The organism is Desulfobacterales bacterium, from assembly GCA_028704555.1.
Classification (GTDB): Bacteria; Desulfobacterota; Desulfobacteria; order Desulfobacterales; family JAQWFD01; genus JAQWFD01.
On the sequence record JAQWFD010000015.1, the window covers coordinates 56,188 to 81,992 of the forward strand.

Here is a 25,805-nt window from a genome sequence, read left to right on the forward strand (position 1 = left end):
CTTCATGTAGTGCGTGCAAATGTTCGACTTCCTTGAACTTAAAAAATATCCTGTTTCCGGATGGACAAGGGGAAACAAACGAATAGGAGTTAACCCATGCGTATAGTTACACGTCCTGATTTTGATGGTGTTGTTTGTGCGGTTCTTCTCTATGACGTCGAAGATATCAGGCCCCCGATAAAATGGGTGGAACCGAATGATATGCAAAAAGGGCTGGTTGATATTCAGTCCGGTGATATAATTGCCAACCTTCCATATCATTATGACTGCTCGTTATGGTTTGATCATCATTATACCAATCAGATTGCCAGGCCATTTAATGGTGCTTTCAGAATAGCTCCTTCAGCCGCGGGTGTCGTTTACGGATATTATCTGGACAGATTTCAACGGAATTACAGCAAACTGGTCAGAGAAACAGATAAAATTGATTCTGCCGAATTAACCCTGGATGAAGTCCAGTATCCGGAAAAGTATGACTACGTGCTGCTTTCCATGACCATATCAAGTCATAGTCAAGAGGATGAAGCCTACTGGAACCGGCTCGTTGATTTGCTCAGAACTTATGATATTAATTTCGTTATGAAGAATCCGGAAGTCATCGCCCGCTGCCGTTCTGTGGTTGAACAGAACAGGCGCTACAAGGAGACGCTGAAAAAATATACCCGGCTGAACAGGCACGTTTCGATCACAGATTTCCGCATGTTAACTGAAACACCCTCAGGGAATCGGTTTCTGGTCTATTCCATGTTTCCCGGTTCTGCAGTTAACGTGAAAATACGTTATGATAATGACAATCGGGACAAACTGATTGTCAGCGTGGGGCACAGTATTTTTAATCGTAACTGTAAAGTCAATGCCGGGCTCCTGCTGTCAGGGTTTGAGGGGGGCGGCCATTACGGGGCGGCATCATGCAGTTTTCATGCCAGCAAGGCAGAAGACTATGTGCCGAAGATTCTGGATGCCTTATTGAAAAATGAACCCATTAAATGAAGATGCATCTGGGTCCTGCGCTGGATAATATAGCCGATTTTTTCCGGGATGGCCGCTATGGGGTATTTTGAAGTCTAAAATCCGAGCCTGACCCATAGAAAAATGGGCTTCGCATTCCACAGGCCAAGTCGCATACGTGGAAAATAGACTGCCGATGGATACCCGGGGAAAATTCCGGCTACATCCGGGGATCTATCCGGGAGCCGAACACCTGGGAGTTTTTAGTTATCCGATCGAGTCTGACCGTAATGATTTTATTTTTGAAATGGTCTTCTCCGGTGAACAGCACCGGAATATAGTTGGAAGACATGCCTTTCATCAGGCCGGTTTTTGTGTCTGTTTTTTCTTCGACCAGAATTCTGGTTTGGGTGCCAACCAGGTTTTCAAGGAATCGGGTCTTTTTCCGGTTCCCAAGTTCGCGCATCAGCCGGCATCGGTTTTTGATTTCACCCGGGGGGACTTTATCCGGAAATCGTGCTGCCGGGGTGTTTTTGCGGGATGAAAACGGAAATACATGCAGATAGCTCACGGGTAATTCCTGAATCAGCGAATACGTGTTTTCAAAGGCTTCCGGGTTTTCTCCGGGAAAACCGATCAGCGTGTCGACCCCGATGGCGGCATCGGGCATCAGCTCATGGATTTGAAACACGAGGTTTTTGAAAAAAGAGCGCGTATAGGGACGGTGCATTCTTTTAAGAATACGGTCATCGCCGCTTTGCAGGGGAATATGAAAGTGACGGCAGAACATTTCGGATACAGATACCAGCCGGATGATGTCCGGGCTGAGTTCATGCGGTTCAATGGAACTTAACCGTACCCTGTCAATACAACCGGATTCCTCAATCCGACGAATCAGAGACAACAGACTGGTGTCTGGTGACAGATCCAGCCCATAACAGCCAAGATGGATACCGGTAAGAACCACTTCCCGATAGCCGCTCTGTTTCAGCTTGCGAATTTGGCTCAGGACGTCTTCGGGCGGCATGCTCCGGCTTCGTCCCCGGGCAAACGGAACGATGCAGTATGTGCAAAAATTATTGCATCCGTCCTGAATCTTTAAAAACGGCCTGGTCCGGGTTCCGATGGATATGTCCGGCAACGGCTGAAACCGCCGTTCTGTGGATATGTCATGACATTGACATGTTGCAGAAGCAGGGGCTTCCAAAGAACCGGACAGAATGCGGGGGATGTTGTGTTTGTCTGAATTGCCGATAATATAGTCTACGCCCTGGATTTTTCGGATGGCATCGGGTTCGGTCTGGGCATAGCATCCCGTGACAATGATCAGTGCGTCGGGATTGGCCCGGACCGCCTGCCGGATGGCCTGTCTGGACTGCATGCTTGCCTTTTGTGTGACAGTACAGGTGTTGATGATACAGACGTTTACCTGATCATCGGCTTGAGAAGAATTCCATCCCGATTGGGATAAATGGTGCGCCAGAGCTTCGGATTCGCATTGATTGACTTTACAGCCTAACGTCGTGATCTGATATTTACAGTTCTTGCCGGTCAAAAGTAATCCAACCTCCGCCTAATACCTCATCGTTATCGTAAAAAACCGCGCATTGCCCCGGGGTGACGGCCTGCTGGGGCTCATCGAACCGGACAGCTGCTGAATTTGCTCCGTCGGTAAACACGGTGGAGGGTACAGCGCTGTGCCGATATCTTATCCGGGTCATCGCCCTGAATGCGGTTTCGGGGGGTGTTCCTATCCAGTTGATATGTTCAACTTCGCATCCGTCCGTCAGCAAATTGCTTTTGAATCCGACAATCAGTCGGTTGTTTCGACTATCCAGTTTGACCACATAGTAGGGCTCGGCAGCCGGGCAATTGATCCCTTTCCGCTGTCCTACGGTAAACCGGTGAAGCCCTTGATGGGTTCCGAGCCGCTTTCCGTTTGTGTCAACAACAGGTCCCGGCTTCGGATCAAAATCCGGATGGGCCAGCAGAAAATCGCCATAGGTTCCGTTTTTGATAAAACAGATATCCTGACTTTCTGCTTTTTCAACCGGGGACAGGCCTTTTTCGCGAGCAAAGGCCATTACCCGGGCTTTTGTCAACTCCCCGAGAGGAAAAACAGCGGTTTCCAGCTGATCTTGGGTCAGCATGGCGAGGAAATAAGATTGATCCTTGATCAGGTCCATGCCTTTGAGCAGATGACAGTTTCCGGACGCGTCTTTGACTTTTCGTGCATAATGGCCTGTTGCCAGTCGGGTGGCACCCAGTTTTTTTGCGGTGTCCGAGACAACACCGAATTTGATGGCAGCATTGCAGACCATGCAGGGGTTGGGGGTTTTGTTGTTTCGGTAGGTACGTATAAAATAGTCGATTACGTGGGTTTTAAATTGATGACGACAATCGATGATTTCAATCGGGATATCCAGCTGCCCGGCGATGGTTGACATTTTCCGGCTTATCGACTCCCGGAGAGATGAAAACGAAGTGCCAATGGCCTCAAGCGCCTCGGGATACATGTTGCCTGAGGACGAAATCTGCTCAAATCCGGTAATAAAATGAATGCCAATCAGATGATGGCCCTGTTCCTTTAACAGGCATGCTGCAATGAGCGAATCAATTCCGCCGCTGACAGCAATCGCGGTGAAGGGCTTCATTCAAAAAAGTTCTCTCGGGGCTGACGGATTTCAAAGGCCCGGGTTGGACAGGCCGGAACGCAAAGTTCGCATAGACTGCATTTTGTCTGATCGAAAGTGACCGTCATTTCCGGCCGTTGAATCGAAAGTGCCCCGGTTGGGCAGACAGCGGTACATGCACCGCAATGCGTGCATTTATTGTTGTTTCGTTTGACTTCCTGAGACGCATTCTGGACTTTAATGCCGTGTTGTTTCAGGAACTGAACCCCATCCTTGAAATTTTTTTTGGTTCCCGTCAATTCCAGCACCATAACCCCTTCTTTCCTGGGGAATATAGTGGCATTGAGAATATTAAATGTCAGGTCAAAATTTTTTGCCAGATTGCAGACAACCGGCTCCCGGGATTCGGTTTGGGCAAACCGGAGAATAAGAATTTTTGAATACACATCAGCCTCCGAATCAATATTTTTATAAAAACTATGATTCTAATTCTTTTTAAATGAAGTGTCAACTGATTGTCCGGTAATTCTCAGTGAAGGCGGCATCGTCCGGAACGCGCAATGGGGTACGCCGGAAGCGGGCGGGACTCCGCGGCCACACTTCGGAACTATGGCCGAAGCCTATGATCGAGCCCGCCGGGCTTATCTGCCTAAGATCAAGTGAATCAGGGGATTGAACGGAGGCGTACACGGGTACGCCGGACTGAAGACCGTACCGCCCGCCCTGAAGATGGATACAGAAATTGGGGGGGAAAGACATTTTCGGATGGACAATGCTAAATAATTATTGCCTTCTGTAATAAAAAAAAAGTAAAAGAAAGTGGCTATAACCTGTTTTTATAAAGTAAATGCATTCTGATGTATTTGATTCGGTTGTTTAAAGCGTCTTGGCGTTGTCGGGCTTGTGGATTGAAAATTGAAGTCTATTGGAGCTGACTTATGATTGAATCAGACTTCTGGTAATCATATTTTTAAACGTTTAGCTGGATCTATATTAAAATGAAAGCAGACAATGTAATACCGTTTTCGCCCAGAAAACGGCTTTGTGAAAAAGCCGAAGCGTATATGGATTCAATTGAACTTTTCCATGATGAAAAGGAAAAAGCGGTAGATATTCTGCTGAAAGTCATGACGTTTGCTGAAAGTGATTTGAAACAGAAAATTGTTTTGTTTTTAGGCGTGTTTGCGAAGGAAAAGTCAGTATGGTCATTTTACCGGATGCTGACCGATTCTAAAGAGGATGATGAAATCCGGCATGTCACATCGATTCAGCTCAGTGTCATGTTTCCGTATCTGAAAAACCCCCAGCCGCTTATTGACCGGTTGATAGAAGATTTGAAAAATGAGGACTCCATGCTCCGGATGCATGCTGCGTTTGCTTTGGGGTGGGAAGGAAATTCCCAGGCAGCCATATCTTTGATCGAGCTGCTTTATGATCCGGATGTTGAAGTCCAGGAAAGTGCGGTCAATGCGCTTTCCAACCTTCGGGATGATCGGATCTTCAATCTGCTGGTTGATCGATTGGAAAATGCCTCTCGGGAGCAGAAACAAAGTATACTTTTCAACCTGTGGCGGTTTTATTCAAAGCAGAAAGAGGTCATATCGGTTTATCTCAGATATCTTGATCATGATGAGGCCGATCTGCGCTATGATGCCCTGTTGCTGCTTGGCGGGATAGCAGCCCCGATCAGTTATCTCGAATCGCTTCATAAATGTATTGATGACAACGACGTGCGGGTGAGGCTTCTGGCACTGGAAAGACTTTTTGAAATTGATAATGAACATCTGGAGATTTTCAGAAATGAGATCAAGGGATTGCTCTGCGATGTGGACAGTGCAGTGAAACGGGCTGCTTCCCGGCTTCTGGGCCGTTTGGAAGGCAGCGGTTGCATCCTGCATTATTAAAGGCGGCTGCCGGTGGCTCGCCATGAGGGCCATGAAGCGTTAAGCAGCGCAAACTGCTTGAGGCTTGCCGAGTTTTTGCGCTTTAGCTTCATGGCACCGGCATCCCCCTGTATCGTGCTGGAGAAGCCGGCAACGGCCGGGACGGCTCTCACGACGTTATGGCCGCAGTTATGATCAAACCCTGATTTTATATGATAAGCGCTGCTGCATCCTGTACGACTGCGTTTCGAAAGCTCGGAATATGGCGGTTGCCGCGTCCCTTGGCAACGCAGGAGATACGGGTTTTCCCGGAGGGCAAACAAAAGGGTTTATGCTTTCCCGGGCCCCGGGCGGGCTACATTTTTCTATCGTCATTGATAAAAGGCAATTCTACTACCTGAATCGGCTGCGAAGCCTTTCGTTGTTCCAGTCGGCGTTTTTCTTCGCTGTGAATCGCCAGCGCCAGGTATATTAATGCCGCCCGGACCATTTTCAATATACGCAACACTTTTATTTCAAAATCCTTGCGGTGAATTGAAAAACCGAATGATTCGGAATTGTCGTTGGAATAAGGCAGTTTTTCGGGCGGCTCATGGTATTTGAGATATTTATGTTCAAGGTGGTTTCGTATCGCAAGAAGTTCTCTCGCGTCCGGTTCCAGAGCTTCCTTGAAGCCGTCCCTGTCTTCATATAAATCTTTACTGAGCCAGAACAATCCCCGCAGGGGCCAGTTTTCTGAAAGTTCCAGCGTTTTTCGCAAGGTGTTTGTGCGGGTATGGTTTTCATACCAGAATGTTCGGAAATGGACTTTTTTTTCTTTAATCGATAGCGGCATGTATCGATTCAGAAAAAAAGCGATTTTATCAAACAGCGAGTACAGCATTCGGAATGATATTTTTATTTTTTCGGCTGCCAGCCCGTATACCGGATAATCCAGAGTGTTGAGGAGCAGAACATGGCTGTCTGAAAAGTGCTGCTCCTGCGATGTGATGCCGTCATAGTAGAGCCATCGGGCGGAAACATATTCCTGCTTGATTTGATTGTAAAATCCGTGGAAATAGGGCGTTTCACCTTTCTCCATTATAATTGACGGCGTGCACAGCAGATCTGAGGCGGCCGACGGAAATGTGCCCAGATCATTTAATGGATTGAGAAACAGCCGGTATTGGAGGCACCAGGCTCTGTAGTTGATCTCTTCTTCTGTTTTTCCGGGTATGTTCGGCTGTACGTGTGAATTGATATGAGGCATGGCTTCAGAAGAAAGGGCATGCTCGAGGTCGTGGAAATAATTTTGAAAAACCGGTTCGGCTTGGCGTTCAACCCCGCTTTCAAGTGCTGATTTCAGATCGTCACGGGCCTGCCTTAAAAAAAGGAGCGCGTGATCGTCATCATAGAGGGCATGTGCATAATGAATCAGTCCCAGGCCCCTGTTGCCTTTGGCCATGGAAAAATCCGGCTTGATGTCCAGGGCTTTATTCCAATACTCAATGGCTTCGACAAAGCGTCCGATTTGATACAGCGCTGCCGCAAGGTTTGTATAAATGGGGCATACCTGAACGGCAGTTAACTCTCTGAAATCATCCTGTTTGACTGCAATGACGGATCGACGCAGATAAAAAAGCTGTTTTTCGATTTCCATCTGTTCCCAATTATCGGTTTCCGAAGTCAGCTGCAGTTTGTGCAGGTTACCCCAGATGTTTGAGGTATGATAGTTGAGGATGGCCTGCTGGGCAATGGTCAAATCTCTTTTTCTGATTTCATTTGACAGCGAAAGCGCCTGATGCAGTCCCTTTTTTTTCTGACATCGAAACGCGGCATCTGTTAAAAGTCCAATGTGCTCTATGGCCTCGTCCGTTGATAATGCCGATATGGTTTTCAGAGATATGAGTTTTCGGTAGATTTTCATAATATACAAATAAGTAATTTTGAGGATAAGGGCTATCGTCCGGATTTGGATAGATCCGGACATTATGATCATCCGGGAGTAAGCAGCATAAGTTTGGACAAATCTATTAATGACGGTATCTGTTAGATATGTCAATACGTCTTTAAAGGACTTGTCCAGCCAGAGCGAGGGATGTGTCATCGTGCCATGCGGATCGGCCATCCTGTTCTGATCGATATAACAGTTTCGTCGCGGAAACTGCAGGATTCAGCCGGTTTGAATAATTAAACGTGTGCTGGCAGATAACAATATCAGGGTTTGATCATAACTGCGGCCACCATGTCACGGGGCCCGTCCCGTCCATTGCCGGCTTCTCCAGCACGATCCGGGGGATGCCGGGCCCATGAAGCTAAAGCGCAAAAACTCGGCAAGCCTCAAACCGTTTGCGCTTTTTAACGCTTCATGGTCCCGACATCTTTTCCCCGGATCGCGCCATGTCGTACGCCGGCAACGGACGGGACTTCAAGGCTGCGCACAGCAAAATATGGCCGCAGTTATGATCAAGCCCCGATATCACGAGCGGCCTGATTGCCGATGACTTGATTCAGGGAGTTTTTAAATATGAAAAAGTCCGGAACAAACCATACAAAAGTTGCGGAAGGAAAATACCCAATTCCGGACAGGGATGCTGTAGCATCAGGCGGTCACGTTCGGAAATACGGAATGCGGTGTATCCATAACCGGTTTTGGATACAGAAAGCATCAATGTCCCATCGATGTCTCAGTCCTCTGATTTTCGGATAACCAAAGCTTTTTGTCTTGCGCTTTTTATGATACATTACGAATTTATTGACATGCATAGTCCTAATACGATAGCGTTTAAACTTTTAATAAATAGATCCGATTTCTGGAGGATTCCATGGATTATAAAAAAACACTTAACCTTCCTGTCACTCAGTTTCCCATGAGGGCAAATCTGGCAGCGCGTGAGCCGGATCAGCTCAAACAATGGGAAGACGCAGATTCATATACTAAACTCAGAAAAATGTCCAAGGGCAGAAAACCGTTTATTCTCCATGATGGCCCTCCATATGCGAACGGCAATATTCACATGGGGACGGCTTTGAATAAAATATTGAAAGACATCATCATCCGTTCGCGTCAGATGGCCGGGTATGATGCGGTTTATGTGCCCGGCTGGGACTGTCACGGGTTGCCGATCGAGCATAATGTCGATAAAGAAATAGGGCCGAAGAAAAAGGAACTTACACAGGTCCAGATTCGAAAACTCTGTCGTGCCTATGCCGAAAAATTTATTGATATCCAACGGGAAGAGTTTAAACGACTCGGCGTGGCGGGTGAATGGAATACCCCCTATCTGACCATGAATTACGCCTATGAAGCCATTATCGCCAGGGAATGCTGTAAATTTGCTCTTGCCGGAAGCCTGTTCAAAAGTAAAAAGCCGATTTACTGGTGCACCACCTGCCAGACGGCATTGGCTGAAGCCGAGATCGAATATCATAATGAAAAATCGCCGTCTATTTACGTGAAATTTCCTTTGAAAGACGACCTGAGTGTCGAAATTCCCGAGCTGGCGGGAAAACGGGTATCGGTTGTGATATGGACCACAACGCCGTGGACGCTGCCTGCAAACCTGGCGATCGCCCTTCACCCGGATTTTGAATACGCAGCGGTGGATGTCGGCAACAACGAAGTATGGATTCTGGCAAAAGCGCTTGTGGAAACTTGCATGAAGGCATTCGGCCTTTCCGATTTTAATATCTGCGCGGATATAACGGCTCAGGCGCTTGAAAGAAAATGCTGCCGTCATCCTCTGTATGATCGTGATTCGCTGATTATTCTGGGCGATCATGTGACGCTCGAAGCCGGTACCGGTTGTGTGCATACCGCACCCGGTCATGGCCGGGAAGATTATGAAGTCGGCATCCGGTATGGCCTGGAAGCCTATTCGCCGGTGGATGACCGGGGATGCTTTACCGATGATGTGGAATTTTTCAGCGGGCAGTATGTATTCGATGCCAACCGGAAAGTCATAGAAAAGCTGAAAGAAGTCGGCGCACTGCTTGCTTCGGTAACTATTGAACATTCCTATCCTCATTGCTGGCGGTGTAAAAAGCCCGTTATTTTCAGGGCCACCCCTCAATGGTTCATATCCATGGACAAAACCGGTCTGAGAAAAAAAGCCCTGGATGCAATCAATAAAGTTCAATGGATACCGTATTGGGGCAAGGATCGCATTTACGGCATGATTGAGAACCGGCCGGACTGGTGTGTATCCCGCCAGCGGTCCTGGGGCGTGCCGATTACCGTATTTTATTGTAAAAAATGTCAGGCACTGATGATCAACCCGCAGATCGCGGACCGGATCTTTGAGCTGTTCAATACATACGGCGCGGATGTATGGTTTGAAAAAGATACCCGCCAGCTGCTTCCTGAAGGCAGCACTTGTGCCAGCTGCGGTCATAATGAATTTGAAAAGGAAACCGATATCCTGGATGTATGGTTTGATTCCGGGGTCAGTCATGCCGCGGTACTGGAAGAGCGGTCCAATTTGACCTGGCCGGCGGATTTGTATCTGGAAGGCAGTGATCAGCATCGGGGATGGTTTCACAGCTCTCTTTTGACCGCTGTTGAAACAAGAGGCCAGGCCCCTTACAAAGCCGTCTTGACTCATGGGTTCGTTGTCGATGCCGAAGGCAAAAAAATGTCCAAATCTGTCGGCAACGTGGTTGCCCCTAAAACCGTAATTGCCAAGTATGGCGCAGAAATATTACGTCTATGGGTGGCCTCGTCCGATTATCGTGATGATATCCGCATTTCTGAAAAAATTCTCATACAGCTCAGCGATGCCTATCGGCGGATTCGAAATACCTGTCGATTCATGCTCGGCAACCTGTATGATTTTGATCCTGCTGCCGATGCGGTTGACTATGCGGCCATGCCCGAACTCGACAGATTTGCGCTTCATAAGCTTTATCAGCTGGTTAACAGGACATTGAACGCTTATAAAAGCTATGACCTTCACGTCATTTATCACGGGCTTTTCAATTACTGCACGGTGGATCTTTCTTCGTTTTACCTGGATATTTTAAAAGACAGGCTTTATACCTCACCGGCAAAGTCTGCCGAGCGAAGAAGCGCACAGACAGCCATTTATGAGATTCTGAATTCGGTCGTACGGCTGATGGCACCGGTTCTTTCCTTTACAGCCGAAGAGATATGGAAGTACATGCCGAACCGGGAAGGAAAAGAGGAAAGCGTTCATTTTGCCTTGATGCCGGAGCTTGATGAACGATGGAAAAACGATGAACTGGCGGCAAAGTGGCAGCAAATTCTGGACGTCCGGGGAGAGATTACAAAAGCACTCGAAGCGGCAAGGGCGGCCAAACGGATCGGCCATGCGCTCGATGCGGATGTGACCATTTCGGTAAATGAAACGATGCATGATGCACTGGCTCCATATGCGGACGAACTCCGGGCCATTTGTATCGTGTCGAATGCCACTCTGGTCAAAAATAAATCTCTCGGTGAAGAGGCGTTTGTCAGTGAAGAGGTTGAAGGCCTTTGCGTTCTGGTGCAGCATGCCCAGGGCAGCAAATGCGAGCGGTGCTGGATCCATGATTCAACGGTGGGAACAGATCCGCAGAATCCGACCATTTGCAGCCGATGCTGCAAGGCACTGTTATAATTGGTGTAATCCGCGAAGGAATGCAGGAAGAATATAAAAGGATTCGAATTTTACCGTCCGCTTCGCTGCGCTTACTCGAGACACTTGGAACGCTGCGTTCTCAGCACCTCAAGCGAGGCGGGCGGTGTAACTGATTCTTTTTATTCTTTTTACTCTTGTGATTGCAATAACAAAACGGACTGGCATCCTGATGAAAAAAAATATCCGCAAACCGATATCCATACGATGACACATTCAAACAGAGCCTACTCAAAATACCTGAAGCTGTTTTGGATTACCGGCATTATCGTGATATTCGATCAGCTGACAAAAGCGGTGGTAATGGATTTTCTGCCGCTTTACCAGTCCAAACCGGTCATCGCCGGATTCTTCAGTATCACCCATATCCATAATCCGGGCGGAGCGTTCGGTTTTCTGGCCAGCCAGGGCCCGATACTTCGACTGCTGGTGTTTTTCCTTGCCGCGGTACTGGCCATGGGCGTTGTGTTTTACCTGTACGGGAAAACGTATAAAACCCATCCGTTGCTGAATACCTCTCTGGCCTTTATTTTCGGCGGAGCTGCCGGAAACCTGATTGACAGGATCCGGTTTGGCAGGGTCGTGGATTTTCTGGATTTTTATATCGGCAATTTTCACTGGCCGGCGTTTAATATAGCGGATTCCGCGATTTCTATCGGTATCGTTATTTTTTTGTATCATGTAATTTTCAATAAGATGCCCGGGTGATTGACGAAAGCGGATTTTGTGCCCCTTGTTTCGCGGGTACCCGTCCGGTGAGAATGAAAGAAAATGAAGCAGCGAAAATCGCCCGTGCCACTGGATAACAACCATGCATCCGATTCTTTTTAAGATTGGCAGCCTGACCGTATATACCTATGGCTTTTTTGTCGCCTCAGGCTTTGTGATGGGCATCTGGCTTGCCAGAAAAGAAGCAAGGCGACTGGGGCATGATCCTGAAAAGATAATGGATCTGTGCTTTTATATTCTTGTTGCCGCCATTGCCGGGGCACGCCTTTTTTATGTCGTTATCAATTACCGGACGTTTCTTAATGATCCTCTTGAAATTGTGAGGCTGTGGAACGGGGGTCTTGTTTTTTACGGTGGATTCATAGCCGCATTGCTGGTTTCGGTCATCTATTTAAGGATGCACCATCTGTCGGTGTGGAAAACCGCTGATATTCTGGCCCCGTCTCTGGCATTGGGACACAGTATCGGGCGTATCGGCTGCTTTTTTGCCGGGTGCTGCTACGGCAGCGTATGTGATCTGCCATGGGCCGTCACCTTTACCCATCCCGAAACCCTCGCGCCCATGAACATCCCGCTTCATCCCTCACAGCTGTATTCTTCGGCGAGCAATCTGGCTATTTTCTGCTTTTTATGGGCGTATCGGCGAAGGAAGAAATTTGACGGGCAGCTGTTCTGGCTGTATGTATTGATTTATGCGCTGACCCGTTCGGCTATTGAACTGTTTCGGGGTGATTTCAGAGGGACCATGCTGTTTGATATGTTTTCTGTTTCACAGTGTATTGGTATTATCATGGCCGTTGTTTCAATTTTAATGATGACGATTCTTAGAAAAAAATCACCGTAAATATGTCTCAAATCAGTTACAAAGCGCTGGAAAAATATCTCGATACCATCAATAACAATAGGCAGGCCGAACGGTTTTCTCCGGTGTACCTGATTTCCGGTGACCCGTGGCTGTGTAAAAATGCATTTGAACTGCTTTTGAATGCCATGCTCCCGGAATCTGAGAGGACGAATGGCTATGAGCCGATTGACGGGGCAAATGAGAAGATTGCTGACGCGGTCGAACGAGTCAATACGTATTCGTTTTTTTCCGGAACGAAAGTGGTGGCGGTTCATGATTCTCAGGTGTTTGATTCAAAACAGGATAAAAACAAGATTCTTGAAAAGGCAAAAACCGCCTGGGACAGCAATGAACCTGCAAAGGCCTCGAAATATCTTGCCAACCTGCTTTCCCTGTTAAATCTTTCTTTTGACGATATCCGCGGCACCGGGCAGCATCTGCTGACACAGGATACCGGCCATAGCGCTTCAGATGACCAGTGGCTCGAAAAATTGGTTCGGTATTGCACAGCCAGCGGCATGTCTGTCTCCGCAGGTAAGGATCATGCCGGAATTCTGGAGGCGGCGATAAAAAAAGGATTTCCCAAAGGAAATCATCTGGTGATTATTGCCGAAAATGCGGATAAGCGTCGAAGCTTGTTTAAGGCAATTGATCAGAACGGAGTCATTATCGACTGCTCGGTGCCGCAGGGAAACCGGAGGGCCGATAAGATCGCCCAGGAAGCCGTTCTGAATGAGAGGATTAAGCCGGTTCTTGAACAATATGGCAAGGCCATGGATAAACAGGCCTATAATGCCCTGTATGATATGACCGGTTTTGATCCGCGCACTTTTTTCAACAACCTGGAAAAACTTGTACTGTATATCAAAGATCGTGAATTGATAACGGTTGATGATGTCCATGCGGTGATCAAACAGACCCGGAAGAGCCCTGTCTTTGAACTGACCGGCGCCGTACTGGATCGGAATCTGGATACCGCGCTCGACTGCCTCAATTCGCTGCTTCGTGATGCGGTGTATCCGCTTCAGATTCTTGCCGCAATCATCAATCAGATCAGAAAACTGCTGCTGGTGAAGTCGTTTACGGCCAGTCAGCATGGACAGTCCTGGCATGACGGCATGAGCTACAGTCAATTCCAGAGCTGTGTGATGCCGGAGATAAAGAAGTTTGACGCTGCGTTGAATGAACACTGGGAACATTGGGCCGATGCCCTGAACAAAAGCGGGGAAGCGGAAACCGAAGGCGCTGTAAAACCTCGGGTTAAAAAGAAAAGCAGGCCGTCTGCCGATCTTTTCGTGGTTCAAAATCCGAATAACCCGTATCCGGTTTATCAGATTGTCAGCAAATCCGGTCATTATACAACTGAAGAACTCTTTGCAATAATGCTGAAGCTGGGTAAGGCAGATGTGAAGTTGAAGACAACCGGACAGAATCCGAAGTTGATCCTGGAAGAAGTGATCTTTGAACTTTGCGGAAAAATGAAGGCTTGATTTCTTTGATTTTAAGCGGAACTGGAGAAAAAATTTCGTGCACGCACAACCGACATATGAGCAGCTGGAAAAGCGGATCAGTGAACTGGAACATGAAAATCAACGCCTCCGGCAGACGGGAAATACATCCCGGGTGGATCCCCTGTATCTGAAGGAATTTATCCAGTATCTTCCTGTGCTGGTATATGTCATGAATCCGGACGGGGTTCCGGTTGCCTGGAATCATGAGTGCGAACGTGTCACCGGGTATGGGGCTGAAGAGATTATTGGCAATAAAGGGTTTTTTGATCGGTTGTTTCCCGGGGATTTTTCCCGGAAGCCGATGACGGCTGATCCGGATCAAAAATCCGAAAAAGATGGACGGGCAACCCGCCGGATAATCTGCAAGGATGGTTCCTGCAAAGTCATATCATGGTCAAGTGTCAGGGGGATAAACCGGATTTCCGGGTATGAGGTCTGGTACATTGGCTGGGATATTACCGTCTGCAAAACCACCGAACAAAAACTCATGGAAATCGAGAAACGGTTTGAATTCGCACTGGAAGGAAGCGGTGACGGGGTTCTGGACTGGAATGTTCAGACCAATGAGGCCGTATTTTCCAGACGGTGGACTGAAATTCTCGGATATGAGGAAAACCGGATTCAGGATATTTTCAGTGAATGGCATAAACGGATCCATCCGGAAGACCGGTCATGGGTATGTGAAGAAATTCACAAACACTTCAACGGACAGACCGCACAGTATAATACCCTCCACCGGGTGATCTGCAAAAACGGGGCTTGTAAATGGATTCTTCACCGAGGCAAAGTCATCACCCGCTCGGCCGATGGGCGCCCCTTGAGATTTGTCGGAACGGTAACCGATATAACCGAAGACCGGAAGATCTGTGATGCCCTTATCGAAAGCGAAGAACGATTCAAAATGCTTGCGGAAAATATTCCCGTGGGGCTCTCGGTAATGAACGCGAACGGGAAATTTGACTATTTCAATCCTCAGTTTATGTCCATGTTCGGCTATGATCTCGGCAATATGCCGGACAAGCGGACCTGGTTTGAAAACGCATACCCGGATGCTTCGTATCGAAAAAATATGACGGCGTTATCTGAAAAGGATTGGGATAATTCCAGCAAAGGGATGGTCAGGGAGAGGATTTCAACGGTTTTTACCTGTGATGGAAGAAAGCGGCTTGTCCACATGAGAGGCGTGTTCATGGGCAACGGTAAGCAGCTGATTACGTATGATGATATTACGGAGCAAAAGCAGGCCGAGGATGCGCTGCGCGAAAGCGAGGAGCGGTTCCGGACCATCTTCGAATCGGCCAGGGATTCCATTTTTATCAAAGACCGGCATCACCGGTATACGCTGGTAAATCCCGCCATGGCCAGGACATTTAAACGGCCTGCGTCAGAAATTCTCGGAATGACGGCAAAAGATCTATTTGGAGACCAAGCCGGTGAGCATTCACGGGAATCGGACACTAAAGTGTTGAAGGGACAAATTGTAGATGAAGTGCAGACGGTTCCGATAAACGGGTCCCGGGGCATCTTTCATGTCATTAAAGCGCCGATTTATTCCTGTCCATCTGAAATTACGGGAATCTGCGGCATAACCAGAGATATTACCCGGACTCAGCAGCTCGAAGCCCAGCTCCGGCAGTCTCAGAAACTGGAGGCTATCGGAACCCTTTCAGGCGGCATTGCCCATGATTTCAATAATATTCTCGGAGCCATTATCGGTTATGCGGAACTGTCGCTGATCAATGGGAATATGGATTGTTATGACCGGTACGAAAATAATTTAAAACAGATTATCAAGGCCTGTCAGCGCGCTAGAGATTTGATCAAACAAATCCTTGCAATCAGCCGCAAATCCGACCAGAATAAACAGTACATCCGGGTGCAGCCGATCATCAAGGAGACGATCCAATTATTGAGAGCCACGTTACCGTCAACCGTTGAGATCCGTCAGCATATTGAACCATCGGATGACTGCATTTTTGCTGATTCCACTCAAATTCATCAAATCATGATGAATATCTGTACAAACGCCGCGTACGCCATGAAAGACAAAGGAGGCATCCTGGAGGTCGGGTCGATGCAGACTGCACTTACCGAAGAGCAATGCGATCGCTATCCGAATGCGCATCCGGGCCCATACTGCAAACTGTCGGTTACCGATACCGGATGCGGGATAAATCAGGATGTGCTGGAGAGAATATTCGATCCGTATTTTACGACAAAGCCCAAAGGAAAGGGAACCGGACTCGGGCTTGCGGTGGTAAACGGAATTGTCACTGGCTGTGGCGGTTTTATTCAGGTTGAGAGCAAGGCCGGGATCGGATCGGCATTTGATATTTTTCTTCCGTCATTCAAAAAAAAAGAAAAGGTGAGCATCAGGGAGCAGCGGCCGATTTTGCGAGGAACCGAACGAGTTCTGTTTGTTGATGATGAGCCTTCGCTGGTTGAGGTGAGCAAGTACGCTCTGGAACAATTGGGCTATCAGGTGACGGCGGTTACCAGCTCTTTGAAAGCGTTGGAGATTTTTAGCGAAAATCCCGACGGCTATGACCTGGTTGTAACCGATATGACCATGCCGCAAATGACAGGAGATAAACTGGCAAGCGAAATTATGAAGATTCGAAACGATATTCCAATTATTATGTGCACCGGTTTCAGTGAGGGGATGGACAGGAATAAAGCCCTGCATATGGGGATCAAAGAATTCATGGTAAAGCCCTTTATAATCAAGGAGCTTGCCGATACTATCCGTAATGTGTTGAGTTGAAAACAGGTTTCCAATGCATCGGACTCAGGAGAATGTGTCATGTCAAAAACTAAAATTGTCTGCACCATCGGCCCTTCCAGTCAAACCCCTGAAATAATCACCCGGATGATCCAAAGCGGTATGAATGTGGCCAGACTCAATTTTTCACACGGTACCCATGCGGATCATCTGGAAAAAATTCGTCTCATTCGAATGATTTCTGATCAGCTGGAAAAGCCGGTAGCGATTTTGCAGGATCTATGCGGGCAGAAAATCAGGGTGGGCAGCATTCGTGAACCCGGAATCCGTCTTAAATCCGGTGAACAGTTTATTCTGACCAGTCAGCTGATTGAAGGCGCCGGTAATCGGGTACCGGTCTCCTATCGTAATCTGCCCGGAGAAGTCAAACCCGATGACCGGATCATGCTGGCCGATGGCCTGATGGAACTGATTGTTGAAAAAACCACGGATACGGAAATATTCTGCCGGGTGATCACCGGTGGGTTGCTGACATCGAACAAGGGGATCAATCTGCCATCGGGTTCTATCAGCGCGGAATCCATTACGGAAAAAGACAAGGTGGATCTGATGCTGGGCCTGGCCAACGATGTGGATTATGTCGCGCTGTCGTTTGTACGCTCGGCAGCGGATGTACTGAAAATTCGGGAAATCATTCATGAACAGGGGAAAAACACCCCTGTCATTGCCAAAATTGAAAAGCATGAAGCCTTGAATCATGTTGATGAAATCATGGATGTTTCTGACGGAATCATGGTGGCCAGAGGGGACCTCGGGGTGGAAATCCCCCTGGAACAGGTGCCCGGTATTCAAAAGATGTTGATCAGGCGGGCTAACGCGCTGGGCAAACCGGTAATCATTGCAACCCAAATGCTCAGATCCATGGTGGATTCACCCCGTCCGACGCGGGCCGAGGCCGCGGATGTGGCCAATGCCGTACTCGATGGAGCTGATGCGGTTATGCTTTCGGAAGAAACCGCCAGTGGTGATTTTCCCGTCAAGGCGGTTCAGTATATGGTGCGTATCGCCAAAGATGCGGAACGGTATTTTCCCCACAAAATGTATCTGCAGCTGAGACAAAAAAAAGAGATCTCCGAATCCGTTGCGTATGCTACCTGCATTCTGGCCGATAACCTGGAAGCCACGGCCATTCTTGCAACCACCCGTTCCGGGTTTACCGCCCGTCAGATTTCCAGATTCAGGCCGATTCCTGATATTATAGCGCTATCCCCGGACAAGAAGGTGATCCGGAGCCTGGCACTTTATTGGGGATGCATTCCGGTTTTATTCGATGATATTTCGGATACGGACAGGATGATCGAGGTGGCTGCGGATACAGCGCTTAAAACCGGAAAGGTTCATGAAGGGGACCTGGTCGTTATTACGGCTGGCCATCCGTTGTGGGTGCCGGGTACGACCAATATGGTGAAGGTGAAGAAACTATAAGGTGAAAGAACAATGATGGGATTTATCAGACGTCAGGAAGAACGTTTGGCTATCAGTCTGCTGATGAGGCAGTACGGAAAACGGGATATTCCTGCTCCGGAACTTGCCGAATTGAAGCGCCAGTCAGGTAAAATTATTGATGAAGCGCATCGGATTGCCCGGGAAAGAGGGAAAAACGTGATGTCGATTATGAAAGAACTGGTTGTGGATTTTAAGAAAAAAAATGATAAATCAGATACGGTGTGATACAGATTGTTGCTTTCATTGTGTGAAATCAGGAAGGTCATACATTCTGAATTCACACAATGTTTGAAGCAACATCATGAGATTTTGTTTTGATTGTTCCCACACAGAACAGGAAAATCGGAAATCGCTCGCAATATAGGTTTCCATATTACGATACGTTTTCAAAAGCGTAATGTAATATCGGTATGTTATGATCGAGGGTCCAGGTGTTCTGACGTTATGAAATTGTCATGTCCATCCGAAAGGTGAACCGGATCAGAGAATCCGGCCGGATGGTTTTAACAGATAAGGAGATGATATGACTCGTGTAGCCGTAGTCGGGGCAACCGGGTATGCCGGGGCCGAACTGGTCAGAATTCTGGCAGGCCATGATGATGTAAAATTGACTGTGTTAACATCCCGTCAGTATGCCGGAGTGCGATTTGACCATGTGTATCCGGCGATGAACGGAATTGTCGAACTCGAATGCGAAAATTTCTCGGTTGACCGCATTAGTGAAATGGCGGATGTCGTTTTCATGGCCCTTCCGCATAAGATTCCCATGCAGACCGTGCCGGAGTTGATCGATCGGGGAAAAAAAGTGGTCGATCTTTCAGCGGATTTCAGGTTCAGGGATGTGGCCGTCTATGAAACCTATTATCAGCCCCACACTGCCGCTAAACTGCTTGAAACTTCTGTATACGGGCTTTGTGAGGTGTATGGCGATCAAATCCGGACCGCGAGACTGATTGGAAATCCCGGATGCTATCCCACCAGTATGCTGCTGCCTCTGATTCCCCTGATCAAACACGAGATCATTGATCATCGTACGATCGTTGTGGATTCCAAATCCGGGGTCAGCGGTGCAGGGCGCTCTCTTTCTTTGGGGAGCCATTACTGCCAGGCGAACGAGTCGTTCAAGGCGTATAAAGTCTGCCAGCATCGGCACACTCCGGAAATGGAAGAGGTATTGAGCCATGAAGCCGGGGAATCGGTCCATATTACCTTTGTCCCCCATCTGGTTCCCATGACACGGGGAATGCTTTCCACCATTTATGCGACCCTGACCAAACCGGTCAGCTCCGATGATATTCGAAACTGTCTTTCATCCTTTTACTCCGGACGATCCTTTGTCCGGATTTGCCCTGAAGGCAGTTTCCCGGATACGCTCCATGTCCGGGGTACCAATTATTGTGATATCGGTTTCAAAATCGATCAGCGAACCCACCGGATTGTCATCGTTTCAGTCATCGACAATCTGGTGAAAGGCGCCGCCGGACAGGCCGTTCAGAATATGAATATCATGCTGGGGTTCGATGAGACCAGAGGACTGAATACCGTTCCGTATCCGCTGTAAAACAGCAACTTTCAGGTAGCAGGAAAAGCAGATCAAAATATTAAGGCCCTTCATGTGAAAGGGCCTTTTTTCTTTTTGACAAATTTTGCAGCATCCGACTCTTCGGTTATGTTCAGCGCATAATACCACTGTATATTAAAGGCCAGTTGGTTTACCGTTTCCTCATCGTTCATTTTCAACCCCCAGCCCCCGCAAGGGTGGCGATACGCTTTGCTCTCTTGAGACACAGAGATCGCAGAGACCAGAGCCGGCTGTTTCAGTGCGCTGCGTTTTCTGCGTCTCGAGCGAAGCGGGCGGCAACTGTTCTGCATAAAAAATAAGACACTGAATACCCTACACCCCAATCAGCCCGGGAAGAAACAGAGCGATTTGCGGAAACGGAATCAATAAAACTGTTGCAATGATCAGGGCGATGAGCAGCGGAATGACGCCTTTGAAAATGACCTGAAGCGGCACATCCCTGGCCACGCCACTGACTACATATACATTGATCCCAATCGGCGGGGTAATAACCCCGATCTGGGTGATCAGAACAATCAGAACTCCAAACCATAACGGGTCATATCCAAAGTGGATGACGACCGGGTAAAAAATCGGAACGGTCAGCATGATCAGCGCCAGGGAATCGATGAAACAGCCTCCCGCCAGATAGACCAGAATGATAAATCCCATGATCATATATGGCGGCAGGGCAAGTCCTGATATCCATGCGGCGATATCAAACGGAATACGGGATACGGCCAGGAAATGCCCGAAAATGGTTGCTCCGGTGACGATCACCAGAATCATGCAGGTGATTCGGGTGGTTTCACAAAGAGACGTGATAAATCCATCCCATGAGAGATTGCGTTTGAATACAGCCAGAATCAAGGTTCCAAAAGCACCCACGCCACCTGCCTCGGTGGGCGTAAAAAAACCCGCGAAAAGTCCCCCCATGACCAGAATAAATAAAATGATCGTTTCAATGATACCCGTCAGGGAAGCAATTTTTTCTTTTAAGGAAAATTTTTTGCAACGTGGTGCCAGATCGGGTCTGATTGTAGTCCAAATCACAATGGCCATAACAAAAAGCCCGGTAAGCATTATTCCGGGAAGAAGCCCCGCAATAAAAAGCTCTCCGATGGACTGCTCGGTCATGATCCCATAGACAATAAATATGATGCTGGGAGGAATCAATATCCCCAGGCTGCCTCCGGCTGCCACCACCCCGGTTGCCAGGCTGGGTTTGTAATGATAACGTTTCATTTCCGGAAGGGTGGCCGCAGCCATTGTTGCGGCAGTGGCATTGGTTGAGCCGCATATAGCGGAAAATCCGGCACAGGCGCCGATCGTGGCGATCGCCAGCCCGCCCGGCAGATGTCCCATGAATTTATAAGCGGTATCGAACAGCCTGCTGCTGATTCCAGAGTGAAATGCGAATTGCCCCATGAGTACAAACAGCGGAATGACCGTCAAATTATAGGAGCTGAATACGGAAAACACATCCCGGGCAATTAAATTCATTGACGCGTCAAAAGACACCAGAGACCCGAAGCCGATAAACCCGATCAAGGCCATCAGAAAACCGACCGGCATTTTTGAAAATATGAATAAAAATAAGGCGCTGATTCCAATTAAGCCGACAACTGTGGGGCTCATCGTTCAATTATCCTTCCCAGTGATTGAAAAAAATCTGCTGCCAATACCAGGCAAAGAAGGCCGCATCCGATGGATATTCCATAAACAAACGGGTAAATGGGCATCTGAAGGGTCAATGACACCTCCCCGGCAAGTTTAAGATCGGAGGCATATACGATACATTGCCAGGTGATCAGGCCGAACAGAGACATGGATAGCAGATTATTTACGATATTGATGCTGTGCTGAACACTGTCCGGCAGCTTTTGGACCAGAAATTCCACGGCGATATGTCCCTTTTCTGACGATGTATAGCCCAGGGAAAATGAGATGACAATACATCCGAGCAGGCCAACCATTTCATATACCCCCGGGATGGGCGCAATGAACAGCCGGAGTAAAACATCGGCAGATGTCAGGAGCATCATCATCACAATCGCGATGGCTGAAATCCAGTTGAACCTGTCGGCGATGAATCGAACATATTTTTTTAATCGAATCATTGTATACCTGATTGTAATGGATTATAATAAAATCGTTTGGTTAATCTGAGCTCTGGCATGTGATCTCTGCCCCCAGATTAACCGTCCCCGGGTTGACGGATTTATTTGAGATAAATTTTACTGTATTTGTCAATCAGTTGTCTCAGTCCCGAAATCACCTTGCTACCGTCGATATTTTTTTTGCCGGATTCTGTTATGTAATTCTGAATAATCGGCTCTACCGCTGTTTCCCATCGCTGTTGTTCATTATTGTCTATCTGAATAAATTCGTTGCCGAGACTGAGTGTATAGTTTTGGCCTTCAATATCAACCTTGTCCCATATATCGCCGTGAACGTTAACCCATTCTTCGCTGACTTGCTGAATAATGGATTGGATTTTTTTTGGCAGTGAATTCCATTTGTTCCGGTTCATGACAACGAACATGGCCGTGGTGTAACCGATTGAATAACATCCTGTGGTGTACTTGATGACCTCAGCCTGCCTCCAGCCTTTAAGTGTTTCAATGGGAGCAAATGTTCCTTCGACCACGCCTTTCTGGAGTGCTTCGTAGGTTGACGGCTGAGGCATGGCAACCGGGATGGCGCCTAATACCTCAACGACTTTTGCACTGAGTCCGGTCGATCTGATTTTCATTCCTTTCAAATCATCAATGGATTTAACCGCCTGTTTTGTATGCAGCAGACCGGGGCCGTGAGCATGAAGATAAAGCACTTTGACACCGGCTAACTCTTTGGGCTGAAAGGTGGTATAAAACTCGTTGGCGACATGAGTGGCGGTCTGACCGTTTGGATAACCCAGTGGAAGATCAATGGCTTCCATCATTGGAAAGCGCCCTCTGTTATATGCAAAACAGGACATTCCAATATCAGAAATTCCATTTTCAACTCCCTCATAACACTGATTGGCATTGGTCAATGTCCCACCGGGAAAGACGGTAATCTTAACGGTGCCATTCGAGCGTTTTTCAACTTCCTTTGCCCACAACACACCGGCTTTGCATTGCTCATGTGTTGGGGGAAAAAAGATACTGTAAGTCAGATTGACAGGCCGGGCCATACTTACCGAAACGGTTTGGAATAAACTGGCAGCCATTGTTACACCAAAAATAATCACGAACAATACGGTTCTTTTCATCATATCCTCCGGAAAGATAAATCAGTATTTAATTTTAGTAACTTGTTGAATATAAAAATAAAAATAATACCAAGTCGCGCTACGGAATAATTCTGTGTTTTGGTCACGCCGGGAAAAGATGCAGATGTGTGATAGCCTGCTTACCCCCTTAACATGCGGATGGGGCAGCAGGCATTAATACATGTAGATAAATTCGGTGAGATTAAAAAAATAAATCATATTGCCTTCATTTGCATAAATCGTAAATTACTGTTTGAAGTCCTCTTTAATAGGTTTGATTTGGTTTTTTGTCAAGGAATTTATAACCTTTGATGGCAAATTTGAGCCTGTGGTTCTGTGGCCACGGCATCAGGATGGATTGCCTTACGGTATTACGAGGTATTCCGAGGGTAATATTTTAAATGGTTTCTTGACTCCACTGCATTTACATTTTATTAATCACTTTTTTACTTGCACGTTCAATGCGCGTGGCATAAGGGGATCGGCGAAAAAAACTGTTACCATGACTTTTTGAAGGAGATGAAAATGTCGGCAAGAATCATCAGTGGGACGGAAATCCGCGAACAGATACTCGATGAAATCGGTAAGGAAGTCGAACAGATCAAAAGACAACATGGCGTGGTTCCGGGATTGGTGACGATTCTGATTGGTCAAAATGCAGCGTCGGTATCTTATGTCACGTTGAAAGCAAAAACTGCCGATCGATTGGGCTTTAACGAAATTCAGGAAAACCTTCCGGATACGGTTTCTGAAGAGCAATTGCTGAATTTGGTCTGTAAATATAACCGGGACGATTCAATTCATGGCATTCTGGTTCAACTGCCGCTTCCCGCGCATATCAATGAAAAGAAAGTCATTTATGCCATTGATCCGGATAAGGATGTCGATGGGTTCCATCCGTTGAATATGGGACGTGTCATGCTTGGCGGATCGGAAATGAAATTTCCGCCCTGCACGCCGGCAGGCATTCAGGAGATGATCATGCGTGCAGGGATCCAGACAGACGGTGCGGAGGTGGTTGTGGTGGGACGTTCCAATATCGTCGGCAAACCCATCGCCAACATGCTGATGCAAAAAGGTAAGGGCGCAAATTCGACGGTAACGGTGGTGCATACCGGCAGCAGGAACATAGAAAATCATTGCCGGCGGGCGGATATATTGATCGTTGCCGCCGGTGTTCCGGGTCTGGTAAAATCTGAATGGATAAAACCGGGCGCTTGCGTCATTGATGTCGGCGTTAATCGGGTGGGAGAAAAAATCAGTCTTAAAACAGGGAAAATGATTCCCGTGTTGCGTGGAGATGTCGATTTTGAAACTGCAAAAGATATTGCCGGCGCCATTACGCCGGTGCCTGGAGGGGTGGGGCCAATGACGATAACGATGCTGATGAAAAATACGCTGGCGTCACTGAAATACCGGATCGGACTTCTTTGATTGCCTGCAGGCATCAGCGTTCAGACCTTTTTTTACCCCTCGATATTTGACATCGTAGTAAAAAAATTATTTGTGTTTCGTTTTATTCTGTGATTACGCAGTTTGTATAACATCCATTAATTTAATGAGATTTGTGGTTTTTTTGAGCTTTGTCTTATTTATTTTATTGTCTTTATTTTGACTTTTTACGAGTTCGTCATATTTGACTTTTTATGAGGTTATTCCGTAATTCGGGTTTTGGATTCTTGACAGCCTTGTTCAAATTATGATAAAAAAATAATTTTAATATGAATAAAAATCGATGTTTATACAAAATATCAGGTGGTTAGTAGCTGAGAGCTGCCGCTGGAATAATTCTGATGAACCGGACCTGTCCGGTCATATTCGGGGGTTTGATTAAACATAGCCATGCAGAGTAAAATTTTATTTATCATATCTGATGAAACCGGAAAAAGCCTCAGTAAAGTGGCCGCGACAAAAAAAATGCTGGCGGTGCTGGGCTTGTGTTTCGGTTTCTGCATGACGTTGCTGGGTTTTATCATCTATGATTATTACGGCCTTAAACAGGATCTTGTTTGTCAGGACGATCTGGAACGGAAGGTCGCAGGACAATCAGATATAATTTATCAGCAGAAAAAGCAGGTCCGGAAGTTTGCTGCTGAAATCAATACATTAAAGTCAGAATTGACCGTACTGAACGAGTTTCAGAAAAAAATCCGTATCATCGCCAATCTCGAAACTGACGGAGAACAGGATGGCTTATTTGGGGTGGGCGGTCCAATGCCGGAGGATCTGGATCCGGACCTTTCATTCAAAGAGAATTCCGGCAGTCTGGTACGGGAGATGCACGAGCAGGTTGAACAGCTGAATACGGCCTCAGTCTCGCAGAAGAATGCTTTCGAGTCACTTCTTCAGGGACTGGAACTGAAACGTAACCTGCTGGCATGTACCCCTGCGATTCGTCCGACAAATGGCTGGATCAGCTCTAAATTCGGCTATAGAAAATCGCCCTTCACCAGTCTGAAAGAGCTGCACAGAGGGATTGATTTCGCCGCACCCAAAGGTACTCCGGTTGTTGCAACGGCAGATGGCGTGGTTACCTTTTCAGGTACCAAGGGTTTGCTCGGCAAACTGGTCGTGATTGACCATGGCCATGGACTGGT

General features: G+C 47.4%; 20 protein-coding genes. 12 read left to right on the plus strand and 8 right to left on the minus strand.

Annotation, left to right across the window (positions count from 1 at the left end; all coding sequences use genetic code 11):
* Nucleotides 1–96: 96 nt before the first annotated feature.
* The gene (locus PHQ97_07515) at nt 97–990 is read left to right on the plus strand and encodes an exopolyphosphatase (protein ID MDD4392577.1); all 894 of its coding nucleotides are present in this window, start codon (nt 97–99) and stop codon (nt 988–990) included.
* A gap of 178 nt (nt 991–1,168) precedes the next feature.
* Here the strand turns inward: PHQ97_07515 and mtaB are convergent, their stop codons facing one another.
* Genes mtaB through PHQ97_07530 form a run of 3 tightly spaced genes read right to left on the minus strand, consistent with a single transcriptional unit; the run spans nt 1,169 to nt 4,027 of the window.
* On the minus strand, nt 1,169–2,503 hold the full coding sequence (mtaB, locus tag PHQ97_07520; protein ID MDD4392578.1) for a tRNA (N(6)-L-threonylcarbamoyladenosine(37)-C(2))-methylthiotransferase MtaB: 1,335 nt from the start codon (nt 2,501–2,503) through the stop codon (nt 1,169–1,171).
* Entirely contained in the window at nt 2,484–3,602 is a 1,119-nt protein-coding gene (gene mnmA, locus PHQ97_07525) for a tRNA 2-thiouridine(34) synthase MnmA (protein ID MDD4392579.1), read from the minus strand. The genes mtaB and mnmA overlap by 20 nt, the downstream gene beginning before the upstream one ends.
* A complete protein-coding gene (locus PHQ97_07530; GenBank protein MDD4392580.1) occupies nt 3,599–4,027 on the minus strand; it encodes a 4Fe-4S binding protein in 429 nt (142 codons plus the stop codon). Before PHQ97_07530 ends, mnmA begins: the two co-directional genes overlap by 4 nt.
* Before the next feature lie 552 nt (nt 4,028–4,579).
* On the opposite strand from PHQ97_07530, the gene PHQ97_07535 reads away from it, so the two are divergent.
* The gene (locus tag PHQ97_07535) at nt 4,580–5,485 is read left to right on the plus strand and encodes a HEAT repeat domain-containing protein (protein ID MDD4392581.1); all 906 of its coding nucleotides are present in this window, start codon (nt 4,580–4,582) and stop codon (nt 5,483–5,485) included.
* 334 nt (nt 5,486–5,819) lie between these two features.
* Here the strand turns inward: PHQ97_07535 and PHQ97_07540 are convergent, their stop codons facing one another.
* On the minus strand, nt 5,820–7,433 hold the full coding sequence (locus tag PHQ97_07540) for an LA2681 family HEPN domain-containing protein (GenBank protein MDD4392582.1): 1,614 nt from the start codon (nt 7,431–7,433) through the stop codon (nt 5,820–5,822).
* 835 nt (nt 7,434–8,268) lie between these two features.
* Between PHQ97_07540 and ileS the strand changes: the two genes are divergently transcribed.
* The 8 genes from ileS to argC all read left to right on the plus strand — a co-directional run bounded on the left by ileS (nt 8,269) and on the right by argC (nt 19,952).
* Entirely contained in the window at nt 8,269–11,061 is a 2,793-nt protein-coding gene (gene ileS / locus PHQ97_07545) for an isoleucine--tRNA ligase (protein ID MDD4392583.1), read from the plus strand.
* A gap of 225 nt (nt 11,062–11,286) precedes the next feature.
* On the plus strand, nt 11,287–11,787 hold the full coding sequence (gene lspA, locus PHQ97_07550; protein ID MDD4392584.1) for a signal peptidase II: 501 nt from the start codon (nt 11,287–11,289) through the stop codon (nt 11,785–11,787).
* 103 nt (nt 11,788–11,890) lie between these two features.
* Nucleotides 11,891–12,652, plus strand: a complete 762-nt coding sequence (lgt, locus tag PHQ97_07555) for a prolipoprotein diacylglyceryl transferase (GenBank protein ID MDD4392585.1) — start codon at nt 11,891–11,893, stop codon at nt 12,650–12,652.
* A 2-nt stretch (nt 12,653–12,654) separates the two neighbouring features.
* Nucleotides 12,655–14,142: a hypothetical protein gene (locus PHQ97_07560; protein ID MDD4392586.1), complete on the plus strand. Its 1,488-nt coding sequence runs from the start codon at nt 12,655–12,657 to the stop codon at nt 14,140–14,142.
* 37 nt (nt 14,143–14,179) lie between these two features.
* Nucleotides 14,180–16,927, plus strand: coding sequence for a PAS domain S-box protein (locus PHQ97_07565; GenBank protein MDD4392587.1), 2,748 nt, complete (start codon nt 14,180–14,182; stop codon nt 16,925–16,927).
* 39 nt (nt 16,928–16,966) lie between these two features.
* Nucleotides 16,967–18,370, plus strand: a complete 1,404-nt coding sequence (pyk, locus tag PHQ97_07570) for a pyruvate kinase (GenBank protein MDD4392588.1) — start codon at nt 16,967–16,969, stop codon at nt 18,368–18,370.
* A 12-nt stretch (nt 18,371–18,382) separates the two neighbouring features.
* Entirely contained in the window at nt 18,383–18,616 is a 234-nt protein-coding gene (locus tag PHQ97_07575; GenBank protein ID MDD4392589.1) for a hypothetical protein, read from the plus strand.
* A gap of 298 nt (nt 18,617–18,914) precedes the next feature.
* Nucleotides 18,915–19,952: an N-acetyl-gamma-glutamyl-phosphate reductase gene (gene argC / locus PHQ97_07580; GenBank protein MDD4392590.1), complete on the plus strand. Its 1,038-nt coding sequence runs from the start codon at nt 18,915–18,917 to the stop codon at nt 19,950–19,952.
* A 50-nt stretch (nt 19,953–20,002) separates the two neighbouring features.
* Here the strand turns inward: argC and PHQ97_07585 are convergent, their stop codons facing one another.
* The 4 genes from PHQ97_07585 to PHQ97_07600 all read right to left on the minus strand — a co-directional run bounded on the left by PHQ97_07585 (nt 20,003) and on the right by PHQ97_07600 (nt 23,211).
* On the minus strand, nt 20,003–20,125 hold the full coding sequence (locus PHQ97_07585) for a hypothetical protein (GenBank protein ID MDD4392591.1): 123 nt from the start codon (nt 20,123–20,125) through the stop codon (nt 20,003–20,005).
* A gap of 160 nt (nt 20,126–20,285) precedes the next feature.
* A complete protein-coding gene (locus PHQ97_07590) occupies nt 20,286–21,590 on the minus strand; it encodes a TRAP transporter large permease (GenBank protein ID MDD4392592.1) in 1,305 nt (434 codons plus the stop codon).
* A complete protein-coding gene (locus tag PHQ97_07595) occupies nt 21,587–22,072 on the minus strand; it encodes a TRAP transporter small permease (protein ID MDD4392593.1) in 486 nt (161 codons plus the stop codon). Before PHQ97_07595 ends, PHQ97_07590 begins: the two co-directional genes overlap by 4 nt.
* A gap of 101 nt (nt 22,073–22,173) precedes the next feature.
* The gene (locus PHQ97_07600; protein MDD4392594.1) at nt 22,174–23,211 is read right to left on the minus strand and encodes a TRAP transporter substrate-binding protein; all 1,038 of its coding nucleotides are present in this window, start codon (nt 23,209–23,211) and stop codon (nt 22,174–22,176) included.
* A 522-nt stretch (nt 23,212–23,733) separates the two neighbouring features.
* Here PHQ97_07600 and folD point away from each other — a divergent pair.
* Nucleotides 23,734–24,642 (plus strand): bifunctional methylenetetrahydrofolate dehydrogenase/methenyltetrahydrofolate cyclohydrolase FolD, encoded by a 909-nt coding sequence (folD, locus tag PHQ97_07605; GenBank protein ID MDD4392595.1) that lies wholly within the window; start codon nt 23,734–23,736, stop codon nt 24,640–24,642.
* A gap of 408 nt (nt 24,643–25,050) precedes the next feature.
* On the plus strand, nt 25,051–25,805 hold a 755-nt coding region (locus PHQ97_07610), incomplete at its 3' end, for a M23 family metallopeptidase (GenBank protein ID MDD4392596.1).